Annotated in this window: 18 protein-coding genes; 5 read left to right on the forward strand and 13 right to left on the reverse strand. The window is 65.0% G+C overall.

What is annotated here, in order from left to right; translation table 11 throughout:
- Nucleotides 1–181 precede the first annotated feature (181 nt).
- Entirely contained in the window at nucleotides 182–835 is a 654-nt protein-coding gene (locus tag B5F74_RS08230; protein ID WP_087201548.1) for a Crp/Fnr family transcriptional regulator, read from the reverse strand.
- A gap of 111 nt (nucleotides 836–946) precedes the next feature.
- On the opposite strand from B5F74_RS08230, the gene hcp reads away from it, so the two are divergent.
- The 3 genes from hcp (at nucleotide 947) to B5F74_RS08245 (ending at nucleotide 5,736) form a co-directional block, all read left to right on the forward strand.
- Nucleotides 947–2,551 (forward strand): hydroxylamine reductase, encoded by a 1,605-nt coding sequence (gene hcp, locus B5F74_RS08235; protein WP_239283425.1) that lies wholly within the window; start codon nucleotides 947–949, stop codon nucleotides 2,549–2,551.
- A gap of 338 nt (nucleotides 2,552–2,889) precedes the next feature.
- A complete protein-coding gene (locus tag B5F74_RS08240) occupies nucleotides 2,890–3,873 on the forward strand; it encodes a hypothetical protein (RefSeq protein WP_087201550.1) in 984 nt (327 codons plus the stop codon).
- A 333-nt stretch (nucleotides 3,874–4,206) separates the two neighbouring features.
- Entirely contained in the window at nucleotides 4,207–5,736 is a 1,530-nt protein-coding gene (locus B5F74_RS08245) for a helicase HerA-like domain-containing protein (protein WP_087201554.1), read from the forward strand.
- A 73-nt stretch (nucleotides 5,737–5,809) separates the two neighbouring features.
- On the opposite strand, the gene B5F74_RS08250 is transcribed toward B5F74_RS08245, so the two are convergent.
- From B5F74_RS08250 to asnS, 11 genes are all read right to left on the reverse strand, one after another.
- Nucleotides 5,810–6,589 (reverse strand): mechanosensitive ion channel domain-containing protein, encoded by a 780-nt coding sequence (locus B5F74_RS08250; protein ID WP_066829675.1) that lies wholly within the window; start codon nucleotides 6,587–6,589, stop codon nucleotides 5,810–5,812.
- 29 nt (nucleotides 6,590–6,618) lie between these two features.
- The gene (locus tag B5F74_RS08255; protein WP_239283426.1) at nucleotides 6,619–7,581 is read right to left on the reverse strand and encodes an acyl-CoA dehydratase activase; all 963 of its coding nucleotides are present in this window, start codon (nucleotides 7,579–7,581) and stop codon (nucleotides 6,619–6,621) included.
- Between the two features lie 62 nt (nucleotides 7,582–7,643).
- On the reverse strand, nucleotides 7,644–8,903 hold the full coding sequence (locus tag B5F74_RS08260) for a 2-hydroxyacyl-CoA dehydratase (RefSeq protein ID WP_204212516.1): 1,260 nt from the start codon (nucleotides 8,901–8,903) through the stop codon (nucleotides 7,644–7,646).
- Nucleotides 8,896–9,927, reverse strand: coding sequence for an acyl-CoA dehydratase activase-related protein (locus B5F74_RS08265; RefSeq protein WP_087201557.1), 1,032 nt, complete (start codon nucleotides 9,925–9,927; stop codon nucleotides 8,896–8,898). Before B5F74_RS08265 ends, B5F74_RS08260 begins: the two co-directional genes overlap by 8 nt.
- Nucleotides 9,928–10,048: 121 nt before the next feature.
- Nucleotides 10,049–10,843 (reverse strand): ABC transporter ATP-binding protein, encoded by a 795-nt coding sequence (locus tag B5F74_RS08270; RefSeq protein WP_066829664.1) that lies wholly within the window; start codon nucleotides 10,841–10,843, stop codon nucleotides 10,049–10,051.
- A 3-nt stretch (nucleotides 10,844–10,846) separates the two neighbouring features.
- Nucleotides 10,847–11,776 (reverse strand): ABC transporter permease, encoded by a 930-nt coding sequence (locus B5F74_RS08275; protein ID WP_066829661.1) that lies wholly within the window; start codon nucleotides 11,774–11,776, stop codon nucleotides 10,847–10,849.
- 239 nt (nucleotides 11,777–12,015) lie between these two features.
- Nucleotides 12,016–13,050, reverse strand: a complete 1,035-nt coding sequence (locus tag B5F74_RS08280) for an ABC transporter substrate-binding protein (RefSeq protein ID WP_087201559.1) — start codon at nucleotides 13,048–13,050, stop codon at nucleotides 12,016–12,018.
- Between the two features lie 101 nt (nucleotides 13,051–13,151).
- The gene (locus B5F74_RS08285) at nucleotides 13,152–14,165 is read right to left on the reverse strand and encodes an ABC transporter substrate-binding protein (protein ID WP_087201561.1); all 1,014 of its coding nucleotides are present in this window, start codon (nucleotides 14,163–14,165) and stop codon (nucleotides 13,152–13,154) included.
- 435 nt (nucleotides 14,166–14,600) lie between these two features.
- Nucleotides 14,601–14,921 (reverse strand): hypothetical protein, encoded by a 321-nt coding sequence (locus B5F74_RS08290; RefSeq protein ID WP_066829654.1) that lies wholly within the window; start codon nucleotides 14,919–14,921, stop codon nucleotides 14,601–14,603.
- 1 nt (nucleotide 14,922) lies between these two features.
- Nucleotides 14,923–15,231: a hypothetical protein gene (locus B5F74_RS08295; RefSeq protein ID WP_087201563.1), complete on the reverse strand. Its 309-nt coding sequence runs from the start codon at nucleotides 15,229–15,231 to the stop codon at nucleotides 14,923–14,925.
- Between the two features lie 213 nt (nucleotides 15,232–15,444).
- Nucleotides 15,445–16,848: an asparagine--tRNA ligase gene (gene asnS, locus B5F74_RS08300; RefSeq protein WP_087201565.1), complete on the reverse strand. Its 1,404-nt coding sequence runs from the start codon at nucleotides 16,846–16,848 to the stop codon at nucleotides 15,445–15,447.
- A gap of 239 nt (nucleotides 16,849–17,087) precedes the next feature.
- Here asnS and B5F74_RS08305 point away from each other — a divergent pair, with 239 nt between their 5' ends.
- The gene (locus B5F74_RS08305) at nucleotides 17,088–18,815 is read left to right on the forward strand and encodes an ABC-ATPase domain-containing protein (protein WP_087201567.1); all 1,728 of its coding nucleotides are present in this window, start codon (nucleotides 17,088–17,090) and stop codon (nucleotides 18,813–18,815) included.
- A gap of 513 nt (nucleotides 18,816–19,328) precedes the next feature.
- Nucleotides 19,329–20,333 carry a VanZ family protein gene (locus B5F74_RS08310; protein WP_087201569.1) on the forward strand — a complete coding sequence of 335 codons (1,005 nt, stop codon included), beginning with the start codon at nucleotides 19,329–19,331 and terminating at the stop codon, nucleotides 20,331–20,333.
- A gap of 31 nt (nucleotides 20,334–20,364) precedes the next feature.
- On the opposite strand, the gene B5F74_RS08315 is transcribed toward B5F74_RS08310, so the two are convergent.
- Nucleotides 20,365–21,969 (reverse strand): hypothetical protein, encoded by a 1,605-nt coding sequence (locus B5F74_RS08315; RefSeq protein ID WP_087201571.1) that lies wholly within the window; start codon nucleotides 21,967–21,969, stop codon nucleotides 20,365–20,367.
- Between the last annotated feature and the right edge of the window lie 8 nt (nucleotides 21,970–21,977).

Genomic DNA, 21,977 nt, shown 5'->3' on the forward strand with positions numbered 1-21,977 from the left:
GCGCAAGGCCGTTGCGGGCCGCAGAATCGACCGGCTGCTCGGCAGATTGTGGGTGCTGGACCCGAGTGAGAGCCCTGCGGCGTGTGCCGCGGGGCTCTTTGCGCGCTGCGGCGCGCAAGGCCGGCAGCATATCGTCACCTCCTGCGGTCCCAACTGGCTCGCCCCGGCAAGTACCGCCGAATCATGTGAGCAGCTCGAAGCGGTTCTTTTTGAACCGGATGAGCCCGTCGCGCTGCATCTTCGAGAGCTCGGCGGACAGCGCGCTGCGGTCGACGCCGAGGTAGCTGGCCATCTGCTCGCGCAAGAAGGGGATGGCAAAGCTGCGGCTTTCGTGCTCGAGCGCCTGCTCCGCCAGGTAGGACAGCACACGTTCGCGAATGGTCTTGGGCGCCGTGTGCATGATGCGGCGCGACAGCGCGATGTTCTTCAGGGCGGCGATGCGTATAAGGTTTTGGATGATGCGGTGGTGATAGGGGCAGGACCGTCCGCACACGTGCAGCAATTTCTCGGCGTTGAGCAGCAAGACGCGGCTCGGTTCCGCTGCGACGGCATCGACGAGCAGCTTCGACGCGCTGACGGCGTACGCCTCGCCGAACATCTGCCCCGCCTCCGCATGCACGAAGATGTCGCGCGCGCCCCAGATATGATTCGCAACGATGTTGACGCTGCCGTCCAGCACGATGCCGAGGCTGTGCGTGACGTCTCCAGCGCGCATGATCGTTTCGCCCTTGTCGTAGGTGCGCTCATGGACATCGAAGCAGGGGAGCATGCGCTCTACGTCCAGAGGATCGATGCCCTCGAACAACATGGCGTGTGTGGGAGCGATGTGCTTCATGCGGAGTTCCATTTCGTTGTTGTGACAACATACTTATCGTAGCCCTCCCGGTATAACTGGGCAAGCGCGGGGTCGGATACGGAGGCCCCCGAGAGCAAGGAGGGCTCTGACATGGCATTCGAACCCATGATGTTCTGCTTCCAGTGCGAGCAGACGGCAGGTTGCAGTGGTTGTACGGGAAGGGCGGGCGTATGCGGCAAGCCGGCCGACGTCGCCTATCTTCAGGACGAGCTGACGGGCGCGCTCATCGAGCTGGCGCGCCTGAGCGATGAGGCGGAAGGGGTATCCGAGAGCGCGTGGCACCTGGTGATCGAGGGGCTGTTCGCGACCGTCACCAATGTCAACTTCGACGGGGATGCGCTCCAGAAGCTCATCGACCGCGTCCATGTCGAGCAGGCGGAGGCGGCATCGGCACGATGCGCGGAGGGCGTTCCCTTTGTGGTGTCGGATTACGACATGAACCGCGTGTGGCATGCAGACGAGGACATACGCTCGCTGAAGTCCCTGATTCTGTTCGGTATCCGCGGCATGGCGGCGTATGCCTATCACGCGCTTGCGCTGGGCTATGCAAAAGACGAGGTGAACGCGTTCTTCATGAAGGCGTTGCGCGCGGTGGGCGACGATGCGGCGGCACCGGATGAGCTGCTCGCGGTCATGCTCGAGGTGGGCGAGAAGAACTACCTCTGCATGGAGATGCTCGATCTCGCGAACACCTCCGCGTACGGATCCCCTGTTCCCACCGAGGTTCCGCTGCTGATCGAGAAGGGGCCGTTTATCGTCGTGTCCGGTCACGACCTGTACGACCTGCGGTGCCTTCTTGAGCAGACCGAGGGCCTCGGTATCAACATCTATACGCACGGCGAGATGCTGCCGGCGCACGGCTATCCCGAGCTCAAAAAGTTCTCCCATCTCAAAGGGAACTTCGGCACGGCGTGGCAAAACCAGCAAAAGGAGTTCGCGGGCATCCCCGCGCCGGTGCTGTTCACGACCAACTGCCTGATGCCGCCGTGCGCGAGCTACCGGGACCGCGTGTTCACCACCGGTGTCGTCGACTATCCGGGACTGGTGCACATCGATCGGGAGCGGGATTTTTCGCCGCTGATCGAGATGGCGCTCGAGTTGGGCGGGTATCCCGAAGACCGCCAGTTCACGGGCATCAACGGCGGCACCAAGGTGACGACGGGCTTTGCGCGCGACGCCGTGCTCTCCGTGGCAGATCAGGTGGTCGATGCGGTGCGCGAGGGCAAGATCGGCCACTTCTTCTTGGTCGGAGGCTGCGACGGTGCGCGACCGGGGCGCAATTACTTCACGGAGCTCGTCAAGCAGACGCCGGCCGACAGCGTCGTGCTTACCCTGGCGTGCGGAAAGTATCGCTTCAACGACCTTGATCTCGGAACGGTCGCCGGTCTGCCGCGCCTTATGGATATGGGGCAGTGCAACGATGCGTTCAGCGCGGTGCAGGTGGCTTTGGCGCTGGCGAAGGCGTTCGGCTGTGGCGTGAACGAGCTGCCGCTGTCCATCGTGCTGTCGTGGTACGAGCAGAAGGCGGTGTGTGTGCTGCTGACCCTGCTGTACCTAGGTATCCGCGATATCCGTCTCGGGCCCACGCTGCCGGCGTTCGTGTCCGATAACGTGCTTCGTTATCTGGTGGAAACCTACGGCATTTCGGCCATCACCACGCCCGAGAACGACCTGCAGGCGATGCTGCAGGGCTGAAGAAGCGCTGGTTCATCGGTTGATGTGCGCCCGGGGCCCTCTCTGGGCGCTTTTTGTGCGCCGCACTGCCGCCGTGAGATCCGTTCGTTCATGAAAAAGTACGGGTGTCAAACAATGGAATCCTGGGCAAACGCCGAAAACGGCCCCGCTCGTTCATGAATGAGCGGGGCCTAGAGGGTGCTAGCCGATTCCGCGCGATCATCTCCCTTTGCGCCAAGCCCATCCTGCCGTTTGCTGCCGCGTCTAAACGATTCGATTCATCGGAGCGTGAGCGCTTCGGTGCCGGTAAGATGGAGGGCAGCAGCCGGACTTGTGCGACCGTCGACGAGGTGAGCGCTATGCAGCGAGACGATTTGCGGGTTATCGAGATCCCTGAGGACGCGGTCATCGTGACGCGCGAGGGCGAATTTGGCGTCGAAGCTGCCGCTGGTCCCATGGACACCATCATGCGGTTCAAGTTCTTCGTGATCGCGCTGCTTATCGTGGCCGGCATCGTGTCGGCCGTTCCCCTGCGCGAGATCTTCTCGTCACCCGATACCTTCGCGTCGACCATCGCGACGCTTGACGAGAAGAAGGCCAACGTGCTCGGCATGGTCACCGCGTCGACAGCCGCTTCGGTCGCCATCACGGCGGTGCCCGACGACGTCGGCACGCCCATCGCCGAAAAGCTCATGGATCTGAGCTCGAACCTCATGCTGATCTTGGGCGTGCTCTATCTGGAGAAGTACCTGCTGACCATTTTCGGGTTCGCTACGTTCGGCGTTCTCATCCCATTGGCGCTGCTGTTCCTCATCGGGGCGATTCTGCTATATCGCCGGTCGGGGGCCTCGGCCGTGCTCGCGCGTCTGGCGGCAAAGCTGGTCGTCCTCGGCGCAGTGCTCGTGGCGACGGTTCCTGCGGGCGTCGCCGTGACCGATATGATCGATAGGACCTATGAGATTTCCTACACCATCGAGGAGGAGCCTCAGGAGGAAACGGATGCCGAAGAGGGCGCCGACAACCCCATCGACTTTATCCTGAGCCTGCCCGAAACCGTCGTCGACGCGGCGAGCAGCATCGGCGAGGACCTGCTCGCCCAGGTCAACCGGTTGATCGAGGGTGTCGCGGTCATGCTGGTCACATCGTGCGTCATCCCCGTCCTCGTGCTGCTGTTCTTCCTTTGGATCGCGAATATGCTGCTTGGCATCAACGTCGACGCGCCTATGCGTTCCATCGCGAATCGAGGGCGCCGGATGATGGTGAACCGCAACGACATCGCAGCCGTCAAGGCTGGCATTCGGCAGCATCGCGCGGGTACGGACAGTTCCGCTCCGAAAGAATAAGGCCATCGTGCGCCGCACATTGTTTCCCAGAGGGGTGAAGAGGTGTCGATGACACAAACCGGGCAGTTTGACACGCTAAAGGGGGTCAGCAAAGGCTCTTAGCGTGCCAAATTGCCCATTTTGTGTCATTAGCACGTGCCTCTCCGAGGCGGAGGAGGCGGGCTGATCGGCCCTCGCCCCCGCAAAACGCAGCTTCGCGGAACGTGGCCTAAACCGCTATTTGACCTCCTCGGTATTGGCAACGAGGTGCGCCGACGGCTTGTTATTGTGGATGGAGCGACCTAAGGGCGGAGGCCGAAGGTCCGTCCGATTCTGCCGAGTGAGGAGCTGCCGATGCTGCAAGAGAACGCAATTTGGATGGGCGTGGGTGCCGAGCCCGACAGCAAGCACGTCAGTCTGCTTCTGAACCAGGCGAATCGCCATGGCTTGATTGCCGGTGCGTCGGGAACGGGCAAGACGGTGACGCTCAAGGTCATGGCGGAGGGCTTTGCGCGGGCCGGAGTCCCCGTGTTTATGGCCGACGTCAAGGGCGACATCACGGGCATGTGCGAGCCGGGCACGGATTCCGAGGACATGCAGGAGCGCATCGCTCGCTTCGGCATCGAGGGCTGGAGCTATGCGGGCTGTCCGGTCCGACTGTGGGATATGCTCGGCGAACAGGGGATTCCGGTTCGTATCACGGTGTCCGACATGGGTCCCACTATGCTTGCGCGCCTGCTTGAGCTCACCGAGGTGCAGGAGGGCGTGCTGGACATCGTGTTCCGCATCGCCGATGACAAGCAGCTGCTTCTGATCGATCTCAAAGACCTGCGCTCCATGCTCAACTACGCCGCCGAGCACGCCAGGGAGTACGAGTCGACATACGGCAAGGTGTCATCTCAGTCGGTCGGCGCCATACTTCGCTCGCTCATCTCCATCGAGGATCAGGGCGGCGACGTGTTCTTCGGCGAGCCTGCGCTTGATTTGGCGGACTGGTTCGCCTGCGCGCCCAACGGCGAGGGCTATGTCAACATCCTGAACGCGGCCAAGCTCATCCAGAGCCCCAAGATCTATGCGATGTTTCTGCTGTGGATGCTCTCCGAGTTGTTCGACACGCTTCCGGAGGCCGGTGATTTGGACAAGCCGAAATTCGTGTTCTTCTTCGACGAGGCCCACCTGCTGTTCAACGACATGCCGAGCGAGCTGCTCGACAAGATCGTGCAGGTCGTCAAGCTCATTCGCTCCAAGGGCGTCGGCGTGTACTTCATCACGCAGGGCCCTTCCGACATTCCGGATGAGGTGCTCGCCCAGCTGTCAAACCGCATCCAGCACGGCCTGCGCGCCTACACGCCCGCCGAGCAGAAGGCGGTTCGCGCCGCGGCGAGCTCGTTTCGCGCAAACCCCGCGTTCAAGAGCGAAGATGCGATCCTCGAGCTCGGTACGGGCGAGGCGCTGGTGTCGTTTCTGAACGCGGACGGCCAGCCCGAGATCGTGGAGCGCGCCAAGATCCTGCCGCCGCAATGCCTGATGGCGGCGGCCTCCGGCGAGGCGCTTCGTGAGGCATGCGCAGATCAAGGTGACCTGATGGCAAAGTACGGCACGGCGCTCGATCGCGAGAGCGCGTTCGAGCAGCTTGAAGAGGCCGCGCGCGACGAGGCGGATGCCGACAGGCTCGCGGCGGAGCGCGAGGCGCTTGAGAAGGAGAAGGCTGCGTTCGAGGCGAAGAAGGCAAAAGAGGCGGAGCGAGCCGAGCGGGCTCGCGAGAAGCAGCAGGAGCGGATGATCAAGGGCATCGGCAAGCTCGCGAAGCAGATCTTGGGCACGTTCGGCCGTGAGGCGACAAGACAGATCACGCGCAACCTGTTCGGAGGGTGCCGCCGGTAACCGCGCGATCGCGGGCCCGGTCAGCCGGGCCGGGGCCGAATCTGCCAGCCGTACACACCCCTGAGGCGGCGGGCTATGCCATGTCGCTGGCGATGGCGCGCACGATGGCGTCCGCCGCGAGCGACACCTTGCCCGGATCCTCGACCTGCAGAACGATCGTCCCCTTGATGCCGAGTTCGGTGATCTCGGAGAAGAAGACCTTAGGCCCGTCGGTGACCGGCGAGATGCCGCCCGCCGCCTCGCGCGCCATCGCGATGAGCCTGTCGGCGATCGCGTCCATCGAGAGGTCCTCGTGGGCGTCGTCCTTGTAGCGGGGCACGGCGAACGGCACGGACACGCGGTTGGCCGGCAGCAGGTGGACGAGCGCGGTCTTGGATATCACCGAGTTGGGCACGATCACGGTCTGCCCCATCGGGTCCTTGATCGTGGTGTGGCGCCAGGAGATGTCCTGCACCACGCCCTTCTCGGTGCCGATTTCGATGTTGTCGCCCGGCTTGATGATGCCCATGAATGTCATCTGGAGACCGCCGATCAAATTCGACAGCGTGTCCTGGAAGCCGAGCGACACGGCGATACCGCCGACGCCGAGGGCGGTGAAGATGGCGTTGGTGCTGTATCCGTAAACCCCGTCGATGATGATGCTCGCCCCGACGATCCAGATCACGGCGCGCACGATGTTGACGATGATGCTCGATGAGGGCAGCGGGTTGCTGTCCATGTTGAGCAGATGGCGAAGCGCCCGCGCGGCGATGCGTGCGACGATGATGGTCGCCGCTCCGAGCACGACGGTCCAGAAGATTTGCTGGACCAGGGGGTTCGTGGCAAATGCGAGCAGATACTCGTTGATCTCCATGGCTCCTCCGCGAAAGTAGGGGATTAGGGTTATTTACCCACTCGAATCGCTCCGCGGTCGCAGCGATTGCCCCACGAGTCGATCAGGTCGTCATCTTTGTAGACGCAGATGATCTCGCAGTGGTTGGCGCAGCGGTTGCAGACGACCTCGCGCGTGCGGAACTCGAAATCGTCGACATCGAAGGCGAAGGGGCGGCGCTGTGAGGTCGGCACGTCTGCCGCAAGCAGCGCGGCGCCGAACGCGCCCATGAGATGGCCGTCGGGGTCAACGAGGACCTCCATGCCGAGCGCGTCCTCGAAGGCGCGCACCACGCCGATGTTCTTGGAGACGCCGCCCTGGAACACCACCGGCGCGACGATCTTTTTGCCCTTGCCCACGTTGTTGAGATAGTTGGTCGCCACGGCGCGGCACAGTCCGGCGATGATGTCCTCTTTGGAATAGCCGACCTGCAGCTTGTGCACGAGGTCGCTTTCGGCGAAGACCGTGCAGCGTGCGGCGATGTTCGCGGGCTTCTTGCTCGACAGGGCGATGGCGCCGAACTCCTCGACCTCGACGCCCAGACGATGCGCCTGGCTGGACAGAAACGAGCCCGTGCCCGCGGCGCACAGCGTGTTCATGGCGTAGTCGACGGCGATGCCACCCTCGACGCAGATGATCTTGGAGTCCTGGCCGCCGATCTCCAGGATGGTGCGGACATCGGGGTGCAGGAAGGTGGTGCCCACCGCGTGCGCGGTGATCTCGTTTTTGATCACCTGCGCGTCGAGCACGGCGCCCACCAGGCGCCGGGCCGACCCGGTCGTTCCCACGGACACGACCTGGACCTCGGAGGTGTCGATCTGCGAGGCGAGCTCGTCGACCACGCGCCGGGCGGCGTCGGTGGGATCGCCCTCGGTCCACAGGTAGGAGCGGGCGATGATGTTCTTGTCGGCGTCGATGATGACGCCCTTGGTGGAAATGGAGCCGGTGTCGACTCCCAGATAGGCTTCGATCATGGTTCTTCCTTTCGTGGCGATCGGGCGACGCCGTCGCGCTCGGAACGCGGGGCGGGCTGCGATCAGCGGGCCTTGCGCATGGCGATCATGTCGTAGAAGGCCTCGAGACGCGTGTCCAGGCCCGTATCGCTTGTCTGCGAATCGTAGGAGAGGAACAGCACGGGCACGTGATAGTCGCGTGAGAGGCGCTGCAGCACGGGCATGACGTCGATCTCGGGCGTGCAGCCCGAGGACTTGAGGTGCACGATGCCGTCGAACCCCTGCTCCATGTAGCGCTTGGCCGCGGCGATGGTGAGCGTGCTTGTGGGCCCCATGTCGTAGGCGACGTACTCGGAGATGCTGCGCCGCAGGTTGGGCTCGTTGTAGTGCAGGTGCCGGCTCGTCATGTTGAGCGCGCGGGCGAGCTCGACGTGCATGGCGAGCAGCTTGTCCTCCAGGTGCAGGTTGCTCGGCGCGTCCTGAGCGGTGAAATACTCGCCCACGATGCCGACGCGCACGGGGTCCGCCGGCTTGTCGATGGCGATGCCGTCGAGCTCCGCCATGCCGCGACGGTAGGCCTCGTCGATGTCCGCCGCGCACGTCGCGTCGCGCATGTCCTGGAAAAAGCGCTTCTGGGCGGCCGCGAAGCTGCCGCGCTCGACTTCGAAGCCGGCGCGGGCCAGGTAGGCGTCGTTGTAGCTGTCCATGCGCTCGACCATGCGCAGGCACGCGAGCAGGTTTGCCACGCCTGCGGGGATAGACAGGTGCGGATTGACCACGCGCTTGCAGTACGCCACGTACTCCTTCATCGAGCCGCTCGGCACGTTGGCGAAGTTCAGCATCTCGAAGTCGTAGCCCATGTCGCGCAGGATGGACTCCTGCAGCTCGCCGTAGTACCCCAGACGGCACGGCCCCGTGAACTGCATGAGCACGTCCGCACCGGCATCGAGCGCCTCGATGTAGGCGCCCATGATGTGCTTGAACGGTGCGCAGACGTAGTCGTTGCTGTGCTGGCTGCCGATCTCGAGCGTGCGGCGCGTCGGCTCTCCCATGTCGAGATACTCGGCGTTCAAGACCTGCTCGACAAAGTATTTGAAGACCGGGCCGTAATAGCTGTAATGGAAGAAGGCGACACGGCGCGCGGCGTGATGCTTGTCGCGGCGACGTGCGCGGTCGGCGCGCTTTGCCGCGCGGCGGTCGGCACGCGTGGCGCCGTCGGATCCGAACAGGCCGCGGCGGGCGCCCGTCTCCACGGCCACGCGGGCGCGCGCCTCGTTGGATACGGGGCGGTGCAGGGTGTCGTCGGCGAACTCGCCGGGCTGCCTCATGCGGGCATCAGTCATGCAGGTAACCTCCCTTTTGCTGATAGCGAAGGATATCGACGAAGCTCTCGATGCGGGTCTCCACGCCGGCGGTTCCCGACTGCGCGTCGACGGTCAGCGCCAGGATCGGCTTGCCGTGGACGCAGCGCTGCACGGCGTCATCGGTCATGGAGTCGGGGCCGCAGGGGAACGCGCTCATGATCACGATGCCGTCGACGCGGTCGTGCAGCGCCAGGATGGCGCCGACGAGCTCACGGTTGACGATCCAGGGCAGCGTCGCCGAGAACTCGAAGCTCTTCTTGTAGGCGCGCTCGCGGTCGTATTCGTCGGCATAGATGACCTCGGCGCCCGCCGCGCGCAGCGCGTCTTCGACCGCGCCGCCGACAAAGGGGTCGTGCGCCACATAGGGGTGGGCCGCCACGAGGATGGTGAGCGGGCGCCCGCCGCGCGGCAGGCGCTCGATGCTGTCAAGCAGGTCGCGTTGGGCGCGGGCGAGCATCTCCTCGGCGCGCTGCTGCTCGTGCAGGGCGGCATGGATGGCCGCCTTCACGTCGCGGGGACGCTCGCCGAGGCGCGCTCCGAGCTCCATGAGGCCCTCGCGCAGCGAGATGTGCGCTTCGAGCTCGTCGACCGCGAAGGACAGGATGCGCGGATGGCGTTCGTAGAGCGAGTTGGCCACGAGATCGGGAAGGGCCTGGAACTTGGTGCAGAAGTGCTTGAGCTGGCCGAAGTTGGCGGTGCTGGGGATGAACAGGGCGTCGACGGGACGGGGGTTTCCCGCAGGGTCGAGCCCACGGCCGTCGAGCAGCGCAAGGACGTGGCCCATGTAGAGCTTGGACGCCAGGCAGCATTCGTCGACCGAGACGGCATCGCCTGCGGCGAACGTGGCGCGCGTCGAGGGCTGGTCGACGACGACCGTGCGGCTGAGGCGTTCGAAAAACGTGCGCCAGAGGGTGTGGTAGCGGTAGTACAGCAGACCGCGCGGAATGCCGACGGTGCGAACGTCGGCGGCATCCGCCTCGCGGCTTTTGATGAGCTTCGGCATAAGCCTCCTTGGATGGGACGGGGCGGGAGAGCGAAGGCGCCGGGCCTTGCGCTCTGCCCGAATAAGAACGGCCCCGGTGCTGGGACCGGGGCCGAAAGAAGCGCTCGTGAGGGCGGTTGGGCTACGACAGGAGCATGCGGTCGTTCGCGAGCTCGCCGCCGGAGACCTCTTCGAATTTCTGCAGGAGGTCGGGGACGGTCAGCGCCTTCTTCTCGGCGCCCTTGACGTCGTAGATGATGCGGCCCTCGTGCATCATGATGAGGCGGTTGCCCAGGCGGATGGCGTCGTTCATGTTGTGCGTGACCATGAGCGTGGTGAGCTGGTGCTCGCCGACGATCTTCTCCGTGAGCTCGAGCACCTTGGAGGCCGTCTTGGGATCGAGGGCGGCGGTGTGCTCGTCGAGCAGCAGCAGCTTGGGCTCGGTCAGCGTCGCCATGAGCAGCGTGAGCGCCTGGCGCTGGCCGCCGGACAGCAGGCCCACCTTGCTGGTGAGGCGCTTCTCGAGACCAAGGCCGAGCTCGGCCAGGCGCTCGGTGTACTCGTCCTTCTCGGATTTGGTGACGCCCCAGGCGAGCGTACGGGTCTTGCCGCGACGCTTCGCCATGGCGAGGTTCTCGATGATCTGCATGTCGGCGGCGGTGCCCATCATGGGATCCTGGAACACGCGGCCGAGGTATTTGGCGCGCGCGGGCTCGGACAGCAGCGAGATGTCCTTGCCGTCGAGCTCGATGACGCCCGAATCGATGGGGTAGACGCCCGCGATCATATTCATGAGGGTCGACTTGCCGGCGCCGTTGCCGCCGATGACGGTGACGAAGTCGCCCGCATCAAGCGTGAGGTTGACGTTTACCAGCGCGCGCTTCTCGTTGATGGTTCCGGCGTTGAAGGTCTTGCAGACATTGGTGATGTTCAGCATCGCCTATCGCCCCCCTTCCGAGCGTGCGGCACGGGTGTAGGACCGCTTGAGCTGGTACTTCTCCCACACGACGGGGATGCACAGGGCGAGGGCGACGATGATGGCGGACAGCAGCTTCATGTCGTTGGCATCCATGCCCATCTGAAGGACGATGGCGCGGATGAGGAAGTAGACCACGGAGCCCACGACGGCAGACGCCAAGCGCCCGCCGAAGGAGTGCAGCTTGGCGCCGGGCAGGACGCGCCACAGGACCTCGCCGATGACGATGGCGGCAAGGCCGATGACGATGGCGCCCGTGCCCATGCCGATGTCGGCGTACTTCTGGCTCTCGCAGATCAGGCCGCCGGACAGACCGACCAGGCCGTTGGAGAGCACGAGGGCGATCATCTTCGTGACCTTGGTGTTCACGCCGAGCGCGCGGACCATGGCCTCGTTGTTGCCGGTGGCGCGGCAGGCGGAACCGATCTCGGTGCCGAAGAACCAGTAGAGCACGACGATGATGAGGACGGCGGCGACAAGGCCGACGACGATGGCGCCGGCGTTCGTGGACAGGCCCGTCATGTCGGTGACCTTGGAGAAGATGGTCTCGTTTTTCAGCAGCGGCGTGTTGGACTTGCCCATGATGCGCAGGTTGATGGACCACAGGCCGATTTGCGTGAGGATGCCGGCGAGAATCGCGGGGATCTCGAACACGGTGTGCAGAAAGCCCGTGACGGCACCTGCAACCATGCCGGCGAGCATGGCCGCCAAGATCGCGACCAGGGGGTCCACGCCTCCCACGACGAGCACGGCGCACACGCAGCCGCCGAGTGCAAAGCTGCCGTCGACCGTCAGGTCCGCGATGTCGAGCAGCTTATAGGTGATGAAGACGCCGAGGACCATGATGCCCCAGAGAATGCCCTGGGATACGGCGCCAAGTAGGGCGAGCCCCATATCTCTCCTCCTTTATTCAGCCAAATGAACCCCGACGGGTATGCTCGCCGGGGTTCATCGCGAGAACGATGTAGATACATCCGACAAGTCTAGCACGGCGACTTGCCCGATGGAGCCAGAAGGTATCTGTAATGGAGTTGAAACGTGCGAGCTCCGGGGTACCGGGCCCCGGCAAGAACAAAAAAGGGCTGGAGACGCAGGTCTCCAGCCCTGAGGTGCAAGCTGTCTGCAGGGGAGGGTTACGCCGAGACGTCCTCTCCGCCTTCATCTGCCAGGAAGGACACGTCGATGCCGAGCGTATCGGCCGTCTCCTGGTTGTAGACGAGGTCGCACTCATCGGCAGTCATCTGCTCGATGGGCATCTCGGCGGGATCTGCACCCTCGGTGAGGATCTGGACGGCCATCTCGCCTGCGCGGTAGCCGAGCTCTTCGTAGTTGATCGACACGCTCGCCAGCGCGCCGCCCTCGACCATGCCGACCTCGCCGACGACCGTCGGGAGGTTGTTCTCGTTCGTCACCATGGTGACGGTGGAGATACCGGCGGAGATGGTGTTGTCCGTGGGGATGTAGACGGCGTCGACCTTGCCGACCATGGACTCGGAGACCTGCTGGATCTCGTTGGAGCTCGAGGCGGTGTAGCGCTCGTGCGCGATGCCGAGCTCGTCGAGGGTCTCCTCGGCCAGCGCGACCTGGATGTCGGAGTTGGACTCGGCGGTGCAGTACAGAAGGCCGACGGTCTTGGCGTCGGGCACGAGCTGCACCAGCAGGTCGATCTGGTCGGACACCGGGTTCATATCGGAGGTGCCGGTCAGGTTGCCGCCGGGGGCGTCGTTGTCGTCCACCAGGCCGGACGCGGCGAAGTCGGTGATGGCCGTGCCGATGATGGGGATGTCGCTCGTGGCGCCGGCGACCGCCTGGGCGGCGGGCGTCGCGATGGCCAGGATCAGGTCGCACCCGTCGTTGACCAGCGTGGAGGCGATGGTCTGGCAGGCGGACTGGTCGTTCTGCGCGTTCTGCTGCTCGATATCGTAGGAGATGCCCGACTCGTCGAGCGCGCGGACGAAGCCGTCGTTCGCTGCGTCGAGGGCGGCGTGCTCCGTCAGCTGCAGCACGCCGATCTTATAGGTCTTGCCGTCGCCGGAGGCCGAGGTGGAGCCGCTCTCGGCGGTGTCGCCGCCGCAGCCTGCAAGCCCGAGCGTGCCGGCAGCGGTCAGCGCCGCCATGCCGGCGAGCCCTTTGGAAAATGTGCGGCGGGAAAGCGTGGTGCGTTCCATAGTTATCTCCTCATATTGCCTTGCGCGGAGCGCAAGGGGGATGCGACGCCGGGGTCCAGTCATTCGGCCCCGGCGCGTGAGCCGTATCGTGTTCGGTAATTCTAGACGATTTCAGCATCTTCGAGGCCGGAGATGTCGATGCCGACCTCATCGGCGGTCGCCTGGTTGGCGATGAGCTGGCAGTCCTCGGCGGCGAGGTACTCGATGGGCATCTCGGCGGGGTCGGCGCCCTCGGTGAGAATCTCGACGGCCATCTCGCCGGCCTTATAGCCCAGGTCGTAGTAGTTGATGGAGTAGGAGGCGAGGCCGCCGTCCTCGACCATGGTGTCGCAGCCCACGATCACGGGCAGGTCGTTCTCGTTGGCGACCATGGAGACCGTCGCCATGCCGGCGGCGATGGTGTTGTCGGTGGGGGTGTAGACGGCGTCGACCTTGCCGACCATGGACTCGACCACCTGCTGGATCTCGTTGGAGGACGACACGGTGTAGCGCTCGTGCGCGATGCCGGCCTCATCCAGCGCCTCCTCGGCCATGGCGATCTGGACCTCGGAGTTGGACTCGGCGGTGCAGTACAGAAGGCCGACGGTCTTGGCGTCGGGCACGAGCTGCTGGAGCAGGTCGATCTGGTCGGCGACGGGGGTGAGGTCGGAGCTTCCGGTCACGTTCCCGCCGGGGGCCTCGTTGTCAGCGACCAGGCCGGACTCGGCGAAGTCGGTGATGGCCGTGCCGATGATGGGGATGTCGCTCGTGGCGCTCGCGACCGCCTGCGCTGCGGGCGTGCCGATGGTGAGGATCAGGTCGTCGCCGTCGTTCACGAGCTTGCTCGCGATGGTCTGGCAGGCGGACTGGTCGTTCTGCGCGTTCTGCTGGTCGATCTCGTAGTCGATGCCGGCGTCATCGAGGGCGGCAACAAAGCCCTCGTTGGAGGCGTCGAGCGCGGCGTGCTCGGTGAGCTGCAGCACGCCGATCTTGTAGGTCGAGCCGGTTGCGGCCTCGGCAGTGGAGCTTCCTTCGTCGGTGGTTTCGGTCGTGGCGCCGTTGCCACCGCAGGCGGCAAGCGCGAGCGCAAGCGTGCCTGCAACGACGGCGGATGCCAGGGTCTTGAGCCGTTTCATGGCGAATCCTTCCTCTCTTCGGTTCTTTCCCGAACGAATATGCAGATAGATAGTTATTGATGATAGAGGGCACCGCCGCGGTGCCCATTAATTCCGTCGCGCAGGTTACACAGTATTAACGTTTGCTCCGGCGATAGGAAAAATCTGCCCGCCGACCGAATTGCCCGGCGCGGATCTTCCCGGATCGGTTCAGCGGAGGCTTCGGCCCCAACTTTTGCTGAAAAATCGACGTTGTGGACGAGTTGGTTTGGAACGCTCGCAAAAGGGCACCTGTCGTACGGCCGTTACCTGCGGAAACGTTGACACCGAAGATGCCATTTCACGCGGGTCGGGATTCTATCCGTCCACAACGTCGATTTTTCAGCAATTCTTGATGCCGGAGCCTCCGCTCCCGCCGGTCTCGGTGGCACAACCGTGTTCCGGTCCCGCCGTATGTCAGAAAATCCTGTTTCCATGGAGCTTCTTCCAGCGCCTCCAGAGGTGCGCCGCCCGCACGGCGTCTGCCCCGCGGATGCGGCCGGCGCCGCCAAGAAGGAGAACGAGCCGGTAGCCCCTTCTCGCGAGATAGACCCGATGTCTCGCCTCGTCTCGAAACCTCAGCTCGAACACGCCGTTGGCGACCTGCTTCCAATCTCCGAGCAGATGCCCCTCGCGTGCGATGGCGCGGATCCTCCGGATGATCGAGAAGCGCACCGGCCTGTTAGGTACGCGGTTGAGCCATCGATCGAATTCGGCCGTGCTTTCGATGCGGTACACGTCAGTCACCCTTCGCCGTCGTGTCGCACCGGTTATGCAGGGAGGGACGGTATCGGCTGGCGCGGGAAAACGCGAAGGCGTGCAGATCCGCTTGGCGCCGGCGGAACAGCGGCGTGTCTTCGGGCAGGTTCTCACCGAGTGCGGCGGCGAGCCGCTTGGCGAGCGCGCGGAATGATTCGAGATCGCTTATCTCGGCGACGGTGGTCTGGATGACGGTCGCGTCGGGGTCGGACGCGCGATCGAAGGGGCGCGCGTGGGGATCGTCGACGATTTCGAGCGCGACATGCTGTTCGGGCCAATAGAGTGCCATGGATACCTCCCGTAAGACGGCTGAAGATGGGCCCAGCCTATCAAAGGGGGTCTAACAGATTTCCAACAGGTATCCTGATGGTGGCCAACGCAGCAGATAGTCGCTGTATACGTATAAAAACAAGCAAAATATATATCGGCGAACGTTACAAAAGCAGCCCCCAGCGGACTGGACGTTCGCTGGGGGCTGAGCGGTCGCAACGTGTTTTGAAGATTAGAACTCCGCGTTGCCCACGGTGCGCGGGTGCGGGATGACGTCGCGGATGTTGCCGACGCCGGTCAGATACATGACCATGCGCTCGAAGCCGAGGCCGAAGCCGGCGTGCTTGCAGCTTCCGAAGCGGCGCAGGTCGAGGTAGTACTTGTACTGGCCCTCGTCCATGCCGAGCTCGGCGATGCGGCGCTCGAGCACGTCGAGGCGCTCTTCGCGCTGGGAGCCGCCGATGATCTCGCCGATTCCGGGCACGAGGCAGTCGGCTGCGGCGACGGTTTTGCCGTCGTCGTTCATGCGCATGTAGAACGCCTTGATCTCGGCGGGGTAGTCGGTGACGAACGTCGGGCACTTGAAGTGCTCTTCGGTGAGGAAGCGCTCGTGCTCGGTCTGCAGGTCGATGCCCCAGCTCACGGGATACTCGAACGTGTGGCCGGCGGCGACGGCGCGCTCCAGGATCTCGATGGCCTCGGTGTAGGTCACGCGCGCGAAGTCGGAGGTGGCCACGTGCGTCAGGCGCTCGATCAGGCCCTTGTCCACGAACTTGTTGAGCATGTTGAGCTCGTCGGGGCACTTCTCCATGACGTAGGTGATGATGAACTTGAGCATGTCCTCGGCGAGGTCCATGTCGTCGTTGAGGTCGGCGAACGCGATCTCGGGCTCGATCATCCAGAATTCGGCGGCGTGGCGCGTCGTATTGGAGTTCTCCGCGCGGAACGTCGGGCCGAACGTGTACACATCGCCGAAGGCCATGGCGAAGTTTTCGGCGTTGAGCTGGCCGGATACGGTGAGCGATGCCGCCTTGCCGAAGAAATCCTGGCTCCAGTCGACCGTGTCGTCATCGAGCAGCGGCGCGTGCGCGGGGTCGAACGTGGTGACGCGGAACATCTCGCCGGCGCCCTCGCAGTCGCTCGTGGTGATGATCGGCGTGTTCACGTACACGAAGCCGCGGTCCTGGAAGAACTTGTGGATGGACGCGGCGGCCACGGAGCGGATGCGGAACACGGCGCGGAACAGGTTCGTGCGCGGGCGCAGGTGCTGCTGCGTGCGGAGGAACTCGACCGTGGCGCGCTTCTTCTGCAGCGGGTAATCGGGGGTGGAGGTTCCTTCGACCTCGATGCTCTCGGCGGTCAGCTCGAAGGGCTGCGGCGCGTCGGGCGTCAGCTTGACGGTGCCCGTGCACACGAGCGCGGCCGACACGTTCTGGTGGGAGATCTCGTCGTAGTTGGCGAGGTCCTCGCGGTTCATGACGACCTGCAGGTCGCGGAAGCAGCTGCCATCGTTCAGGGTGACGAAGCCGAAGTTCTTCATATCGCGGACGGATTTGACCCATCCGGCGACCGTGACCCGGCTCCCGCCGAGCGACTCGGCATCGGCGTAGAGCTGAGCGATCTTGGTGCGGTTCATAGATGCCCCTGTTCTTGGGTTAAAGCGAGTTACAGACCATCGACCATCATAGCAGGCAAACGGGGGACGGGTGCATGTTGGTCATTGTCAATATGGGGAAGAGGTGGCCGGCTGCGTCGCCGGTTCCGTTCCCGCGTTGCGGGCGGCGGGTTTTTCGGTGCGTCGGATGTGCCGCCGCTCGGTTCTGCGCGGATTGATTACAATCCGAGGCACGAGAGCACAACGACAGGAGTCTCCCCATGAAGACAGATCGCGATCTGGCGCGCCAGCTGGCATCGATCGAGCGCCGAGGGTATCCGGCCTACAAGAGCTTACGCGGAAGCTACGACATGGGCGGCTTCACGCTGTCGATCGACCATGTGCAGGGAGATCCCTTTGCGGCCCCGTCCCAGCTGAGCGTTGTCGTTCCGGCGCGGACCGCGGGGTTTCCCCGGCCGCTGTTCGATGCGCCCCACCGCAAGGTTGCGCTCGAAGACGTCTTGATTCGCCGGTTCGCCCAGGCCGCGTCGCGCGTGAGCTTCAAGGTCGGCGGTTCGGGCAAAAGCGGCCTTCTCGCCACAAGTCGTCCCGGACCGGAGGTGCTGGCGCGCTCTGCGTGTGAGGTCTCCCGCGACGGCTCGATCACGCTGCGCTTTGAGGCGGGCCTTCCTGCTCACGGGCGCACGGTCGATGCGCGCGCATGCGAGCGGATGCTGCTCGACCTGGTGCCGCGCTGCGTCGACGAGGCGCTTGTGTGCGATGACCGGTCGCTTGCCATGGCACAGCGCGCGGTCGATCTGGCTGATGACCAGCAGGCCGTTCGCGACGAGCTCGGGCGCCTGGGCCTGGTGGCGTTCGTGGCGGACGGGTCGGTGCTGCCGCGCGCGACGGGTGTGTCGGCAAAGCCGCTGAAGGGTGCGCGCCCGTTTGCCGCGCCGGCATCGATGCGCGTGTCGATCGATCTGCCCCATCGCGGCCCCACGTCCGGCATGGGTATCGCGCGCGGCATCACGTTGATCGTGGGAGGCGGCTATCATGGCAAGTCGACGCTGCTCCGCGCGCTGCAGGACGGCGTGTACAACCATGTCGCGGGCGATGGCCGCGAGCTCGTGATCACCGATGCCACGGCGGTCAAGCTGCGCGCCGAGGACGGTCGTCCCGTGCACGATACCGACATCTCGCTTTTCATCGGCGACCTGCCCGACGGGCGCGACACGCATCGGTTCTCGACTGAGGACGCCAGCGGAAGCACCTCGCAGGCGGCGGGCGTCATCGAGGCGCTCGAGGCGGGCGCGCACGCGCTGCTGGTGGACGAGGACACGTCGGCGACGAACTTCATGGTGCGCGACGCCCTCATGGAGGCGGTCGTGAGCGGCGAGCACGAGCCCATCACGCCGTTCGTGGAGCGCGTGCGCGACCTCTGGGAGCAAGCGGGCGTGAGCTGCGTGATCGTGGCGGGAAGCTCGGGAGCGTTTTTCTCGGTCGCCGATGCCGTGATTCAGATGGACCGCTACGAGGCGCACGACATCACCGAGCGCGTCCGTAGAGTGTGTGAGGACCTGCAGGCGCCCCAGACCCCGCGTGCTGCGGGGTTCGTCCTGCCGCAACGCGAGCGGCGCGTGCGCATCTTTGGCATCAAGCCGCAGGCGCGCGGAGGTCGTCGCGGTTCGGATGCGAGGATCAAAGTGCGCGTCCGCGGTCTGGATGAGTTCTCGGTGGGCGGCGGCTCGGTGGACGTGCGCCTTGTCGAGCAGCTGGTCGACGAGGAACAGACGTCCGCGCTGGCGCAATGCGTCCGCTGCGCGGCGGCGCGCGGCCTGCTCGATGGCGCGCATACGGTGGGCGATATCGTGGCCGCGCTCTACGCCATGATCGACGAGCGCGGCTGGAGCGCCTGGTCCGAGCACGGCGATGCGTCGTGCGGTTTGGCGCTCCCGCGCCCGCAGGAGCTGTTCGCCGCGCTCAACCGCTGGCGCGCCGCGGGCTGAGGGCGGGGGATCCGGCCTGCAGATTTCCGAACATGATGGGGCGTTCCGCTGTGGCGCCTCATCGTGAGCCGGCGATTAGGATTTTTGGCTAGAAATTTCCGTTTTGCTGTAGACTGGTTCGGGTAAAGGTGGCTGTGTTGGCTGTTCTGTCTATATTGACCGTTTGAAATCCCGAATTCAAAGGCCCGATCGTTCCAAATCGAGGGCGTTTTGGGAGCATACGGCGCCAGTGGCGGAATCTGGGCCCGTTTTCACGGGTCCCCCAACAGCAAATCAGAACTTTTTAGCCACTTCGGAGACATCGACTGGAAGAGGTGACGGGCGTGGCGGTTGGGTCGTCGGCCTGCGTCCGCTTGGCCCCTCGCGTCGCGCATCGGCTGGCCGACCGCGCAACCTTACCAAACCGTCATGCAACCGTAAGGCAAATCGATGGCGGCCGACCTGCCGCCTGCAGGAACATATATATGTGCGATTTCGCACCTGTTGCAGGCAATTCGGCAGAAGGCGGCATCGATGGCCCTCATCAAACGGTTCTTATCGGGATACAGCGACAATTTCCTGCTCGCGCTCACCTTGTGGCCTGCGGCTTCGTTTGCGCTGACGCTCCCGATCCTGGCGTATCTCTACCATCGCGACGGTCGTCTCAAGTTCGCATCGGTCGTCTCGACGTACCTAGCGGTGCTCTATGTGCTCGGCCTGGGATGCTTCACGCTCTATCCGCTGCCCGACGGTATGTCTGGGCCGGGAATCACCTACGGCGTGCCCTGGCAGCTCAATCCCCTGGCGCCGATCGGGGACTTTGCGCGCGAGGGCCTGTCCGTCCTGCCGCAGATCGCCTTCAACGTCGTGTTCTTCGTTCCCTTGGGCTTTATTGCGGGGCGTCTGCTCCGTCTGCGCTTCGTGCCGTCGATCGTCTTGGGTTTTGCCGCATCGTTGCTGATCGAGGCGGCGCAGGGCACCGGATTGTTCGGCGTCTATCCGTATGCCTATCGCACGGCGGACGTCGACGACCTCATCTACAACACGAGCGGGGCGGCGCTGGGTTGGCTGTGCGCCGCGGCCCTCGCCCGCGTGCTGCCTCCCGGGGCGCTTGCCGAGGAGGGCGAGGTCACCCATGCGCCGGGCTTCATCCGTCGCTGCGTGGCGTTCTGGCTCGATACGCTGATCATCGGACTGCTGTCGCTTGTGGTGAGCGGCGCGGTGTCCATCATGTTATGGAACCTGCCCGAGGGCATCGCCCGCGACCTGGCGGGCACGCCTTGGATGCTCGTCGTGATGGCGTTTCTGTTTGTGCTGGTGGAGGGCGTGCTGCCCTGGATGCACGCGGGCTCCACGCCGGGAGGAGGCTTCGTGCGTATGAGCTGCGAGACCCGCGAGCGCACCGGTGCGCGGCGCGTGGTGTTTTACCTGGCGCGCCTCGTCGTGCTCGGCGCCGCGTACCTCTTCATCCCGTTCGCGTGGTTTGCGCTCGCCCTGTTTTACCTCGTCGCTCGCCGCATGCCCTACGACTTCCTCTAGCCCTGAAATAATAGGGACCGTCCCTAGAATTTCAGGCTTGGCCGATGAGCCGCGAAACCACGAGGGCGGTCACGGCCGCGCACCCCATGAATGCAAAGGGCAGCATGCCTGCGGGCACGCAGGCGGACAGGACGGCGAGGACGATGCCGCAGACGGCTATCGCCGCCTCGCAGCTGAGATGCAGACGCCTCGGCCGCGTATCGGCGGCGTCGAGGGCGCCGCAGAGGGCAAGCATGATATCGAGCGCCAGCATGCAGACGAGCGACGGGCCGGTTGGCATGCCGGCGTATCTGTCGAATGCCGCCAGGATGCACGAGGCCAGCGCGCAGAGGATGAACGCCGGGGCTGCGTCGAGCGCGAGCAGAACGGGGCTGCTCACGGGCAGGTGGTCGCGCATGAAGCGGTTGCGCTCGTCATCCAGGAACACACGGGACACGGCGCGGGGCAGCTCGGCGCTGCGCAGGGCGAACATGATCCACATCGCGGCTCCGAGCACACGGCCGCCCGCCTCGCCGCCCATCAGGCCCAGCGCCGCCGCAGTCGGCGCGAGCGACCCGCCGAGCAGGGCGACGCCGGCAGGGGAGAGGACGGCCCCGACGCCGATGATGCGCAGCCACGTGTCGTATCGGCGCAGCGTCGAGATGAGTGCGCGCGCCAGGATCGCGCGGTTGCCCGTGCCGGCGGGCATGCGGCCGATCGGCGTGCGCCGCGCCTGACGGCTCCGGCGCACCAGGTCTCGGTAGAGCGATGGGTTGTATACGGCCATGCGCCGCACGGCGTACAGGTCGACGTCCACGCCGGCTTCGCGCGTGAGCGCAGCACGGGGCAGGCGCGCGGCGAGCGCGACGGCGAGCCCGATGGCGGCAAGGGCGATGATGGCGCAGGCGATGATGGGCGCAGAGGGATTGCCGGGCGCATGGAACAGCATGGTATCGGCGGCGCGAGCGAGCATCGGCATGTTGAGCACGGCGGCGCCGAGAGCGCATACGCCGGCGGCGATCGTCGCGATGGAAAGGGGCAGCCGGTGGCGGCTGCCTGCGCGCATCCGCACCATGCCGATGGCCCAGGATATCGCGCGCGCCGCGCTGATCGCGAGCGCCACGGTGACGGCAAACGCAAGGCAGCTCGGGACCTCGCTGCGAGCGGCGCCGCAGGCCACTTGGAAGAATGCGGCAAAGAGGTATCCCGGCACCCCGCCGACGACGCCCGCGACGATCGCCCGCGGGAGGAGTTCGGTCAGCGCCCACGGTCCGGTGCCGATGCCGGTCTGCGCAAGCCAGATGATATCGGGTGCGCTGGGCGCCCACGGCGAGCGCCATGCGCTGCGCACCGACCACAGGACTCCGCAGGCGACCGGCGCCGCCAGCACGAGGGCGGCGAGCTGGGATAGCCCAGACGGGGATGACGCGGCATATGCGGCGAAGTCTCCGGCGCTGCCCTCGACCATGCCGAGCAGCCACATCCAGCACGCAACGACGTTGCCTCCCACGATTAGGGCAAGATACAGCAGGTAGATGCGGTCGGTGAGGTCGCGCGCGTCGTCCAGGTCGGCACCGGCTGCCCACAGGTAGAAGTTGAGCTCGGAACGCAGGTGGCGCGCCTGGAGCCACAGGAGGGAGGCGAGATCGTGCAACATGGCGGCGC

The sequence above is a fragment of the Collinsella sp. An271 genome (genome assembly GCF_002159695.1).
Classification (GTDB): Bacteria; Actinomycetota; Coriobacteriia; order Coriobacteriales; family Coriobacteriaceae; genus Collinsella; species Collinsella ihumii.

Bases quoted from the DNA above. Each gene is read 5' to 3' on its own strand.
- B5F74_RS08230 (WP_087201548.1), bottom strand. From the start codon at position 835: ATGAAGCACATCGCTCCCACACACGCCATGTTGTTCGAGGGCATCGAT.
- hcp (WP_239283425.1), top strand. From the start codon at position 947: ATGGCATTCGAACCCATGATGTTCTGCTTCCAGTGCGAGCAGACGGCA.
- B5F74_RS08240 (WP_087201550.1), top strand. From the start codon at position 2,890: ATGCAGCGAGACGATTTGCGGGTTATCGAGATCCCTGAGGACGCGGTC.
- B5F74_RS08245 (WP_087201554.1), top strand. From the start codon at position 4,207: ATGCTGCAAGAGAACGCAATTTGGATGGGCGTGGGTGCCGAGCCCGAC.
- B5F74_RS08250 (WP_066829675.1), bottom strand. From the start codon at position 6,589: ATGGAGATCAACGAGTATCTGCTCGCATTTGCCACGAACCCCCTGGTC.
- B5F74_RS08255 (WP_239283426.1), bottom strand. From the start codon at position 7,581: ATGATCGAAGCCTATCTGGGAGTCGACACCGGCTCCATTTCCACCAAG.
- B5F74_RS08260 (WP_204212516.1), bottom strand. From the start codon at position 8,903: ATGACTGATGCCCGCATGAGGCAGCCCGGCGAGTTCGCCGACGACACC.
- B5F74_RS08265 (WP_087201557.1), bottom strand. From the start codon at position 9,927: ATGCCGAAGCTCATCAAAAGCCGCGAGGCGGATGCCGCCGACGTTCGC.
- B5F74_RS08270 (WP_066829664.1), bottom strand. From the start codon at position 10,843: ATGCTGAACATCACCAATGTCTGCAAGACCTTCAACGCCGGAACCATC.
- B5F74_RS08275 (WP_066829661.1), bottom strand. From the start codon at position 11,776: ATGGGGCTCGCCCTACTTGGCGCCGTATCCCAGGGCATTCTCTGGGGC.
- B5F74_RS08280 (WP_087201559.1), bottom strand. From the start codon at position 13,050: ATGGAACGCACCACGCTTTCCCGCCGCACATTTTCCAAAGGGCTCGCC.
- B5F74_RS08285 (WP_087201561.1), bottom strand. From the start codon at position 14,165: ATGAAACGGCTCAAGACCCTGGCATCCGCCGTCGTTGCAGGCACGCTT.
- B5F74_RS08295 (WP_087201563.1), bottom strand. From the start codon at position 15,231: ATGGCACTCTATTGGCCCGAACAGCATGTCGCGCTCGAAATCGTCGAC.
- asnS (WP_087201565.1), bottom strand. From the start codon at position 16,848: ATGAACCGCACCAAGATCGCTCAGCTCTACGCCGATGCCGAGTCGCTC.
- B5F74_RS08305 (WP_087201567.1), top strand. From the start codon at position 17,088: ATGAAGACAGATCGCGATCTGGCGCGCCAGCTGGCATCGATCGAGCGC.
- B5F74_RS08310 (WP_087201569.1), top strand. From the start codon at position 19,329: ATGGCCCTCATCAAACGGTTCTTATCGGGATACAGCGACAATTTCCTG.
- B5F74_RS08315 (WP_087201571.1), bottom strand. From the start codon at position 21,969: ATGTTGCACGATCTCGCCTCCCTCCTGTGGCTCCAGGCGCGCCACCTG.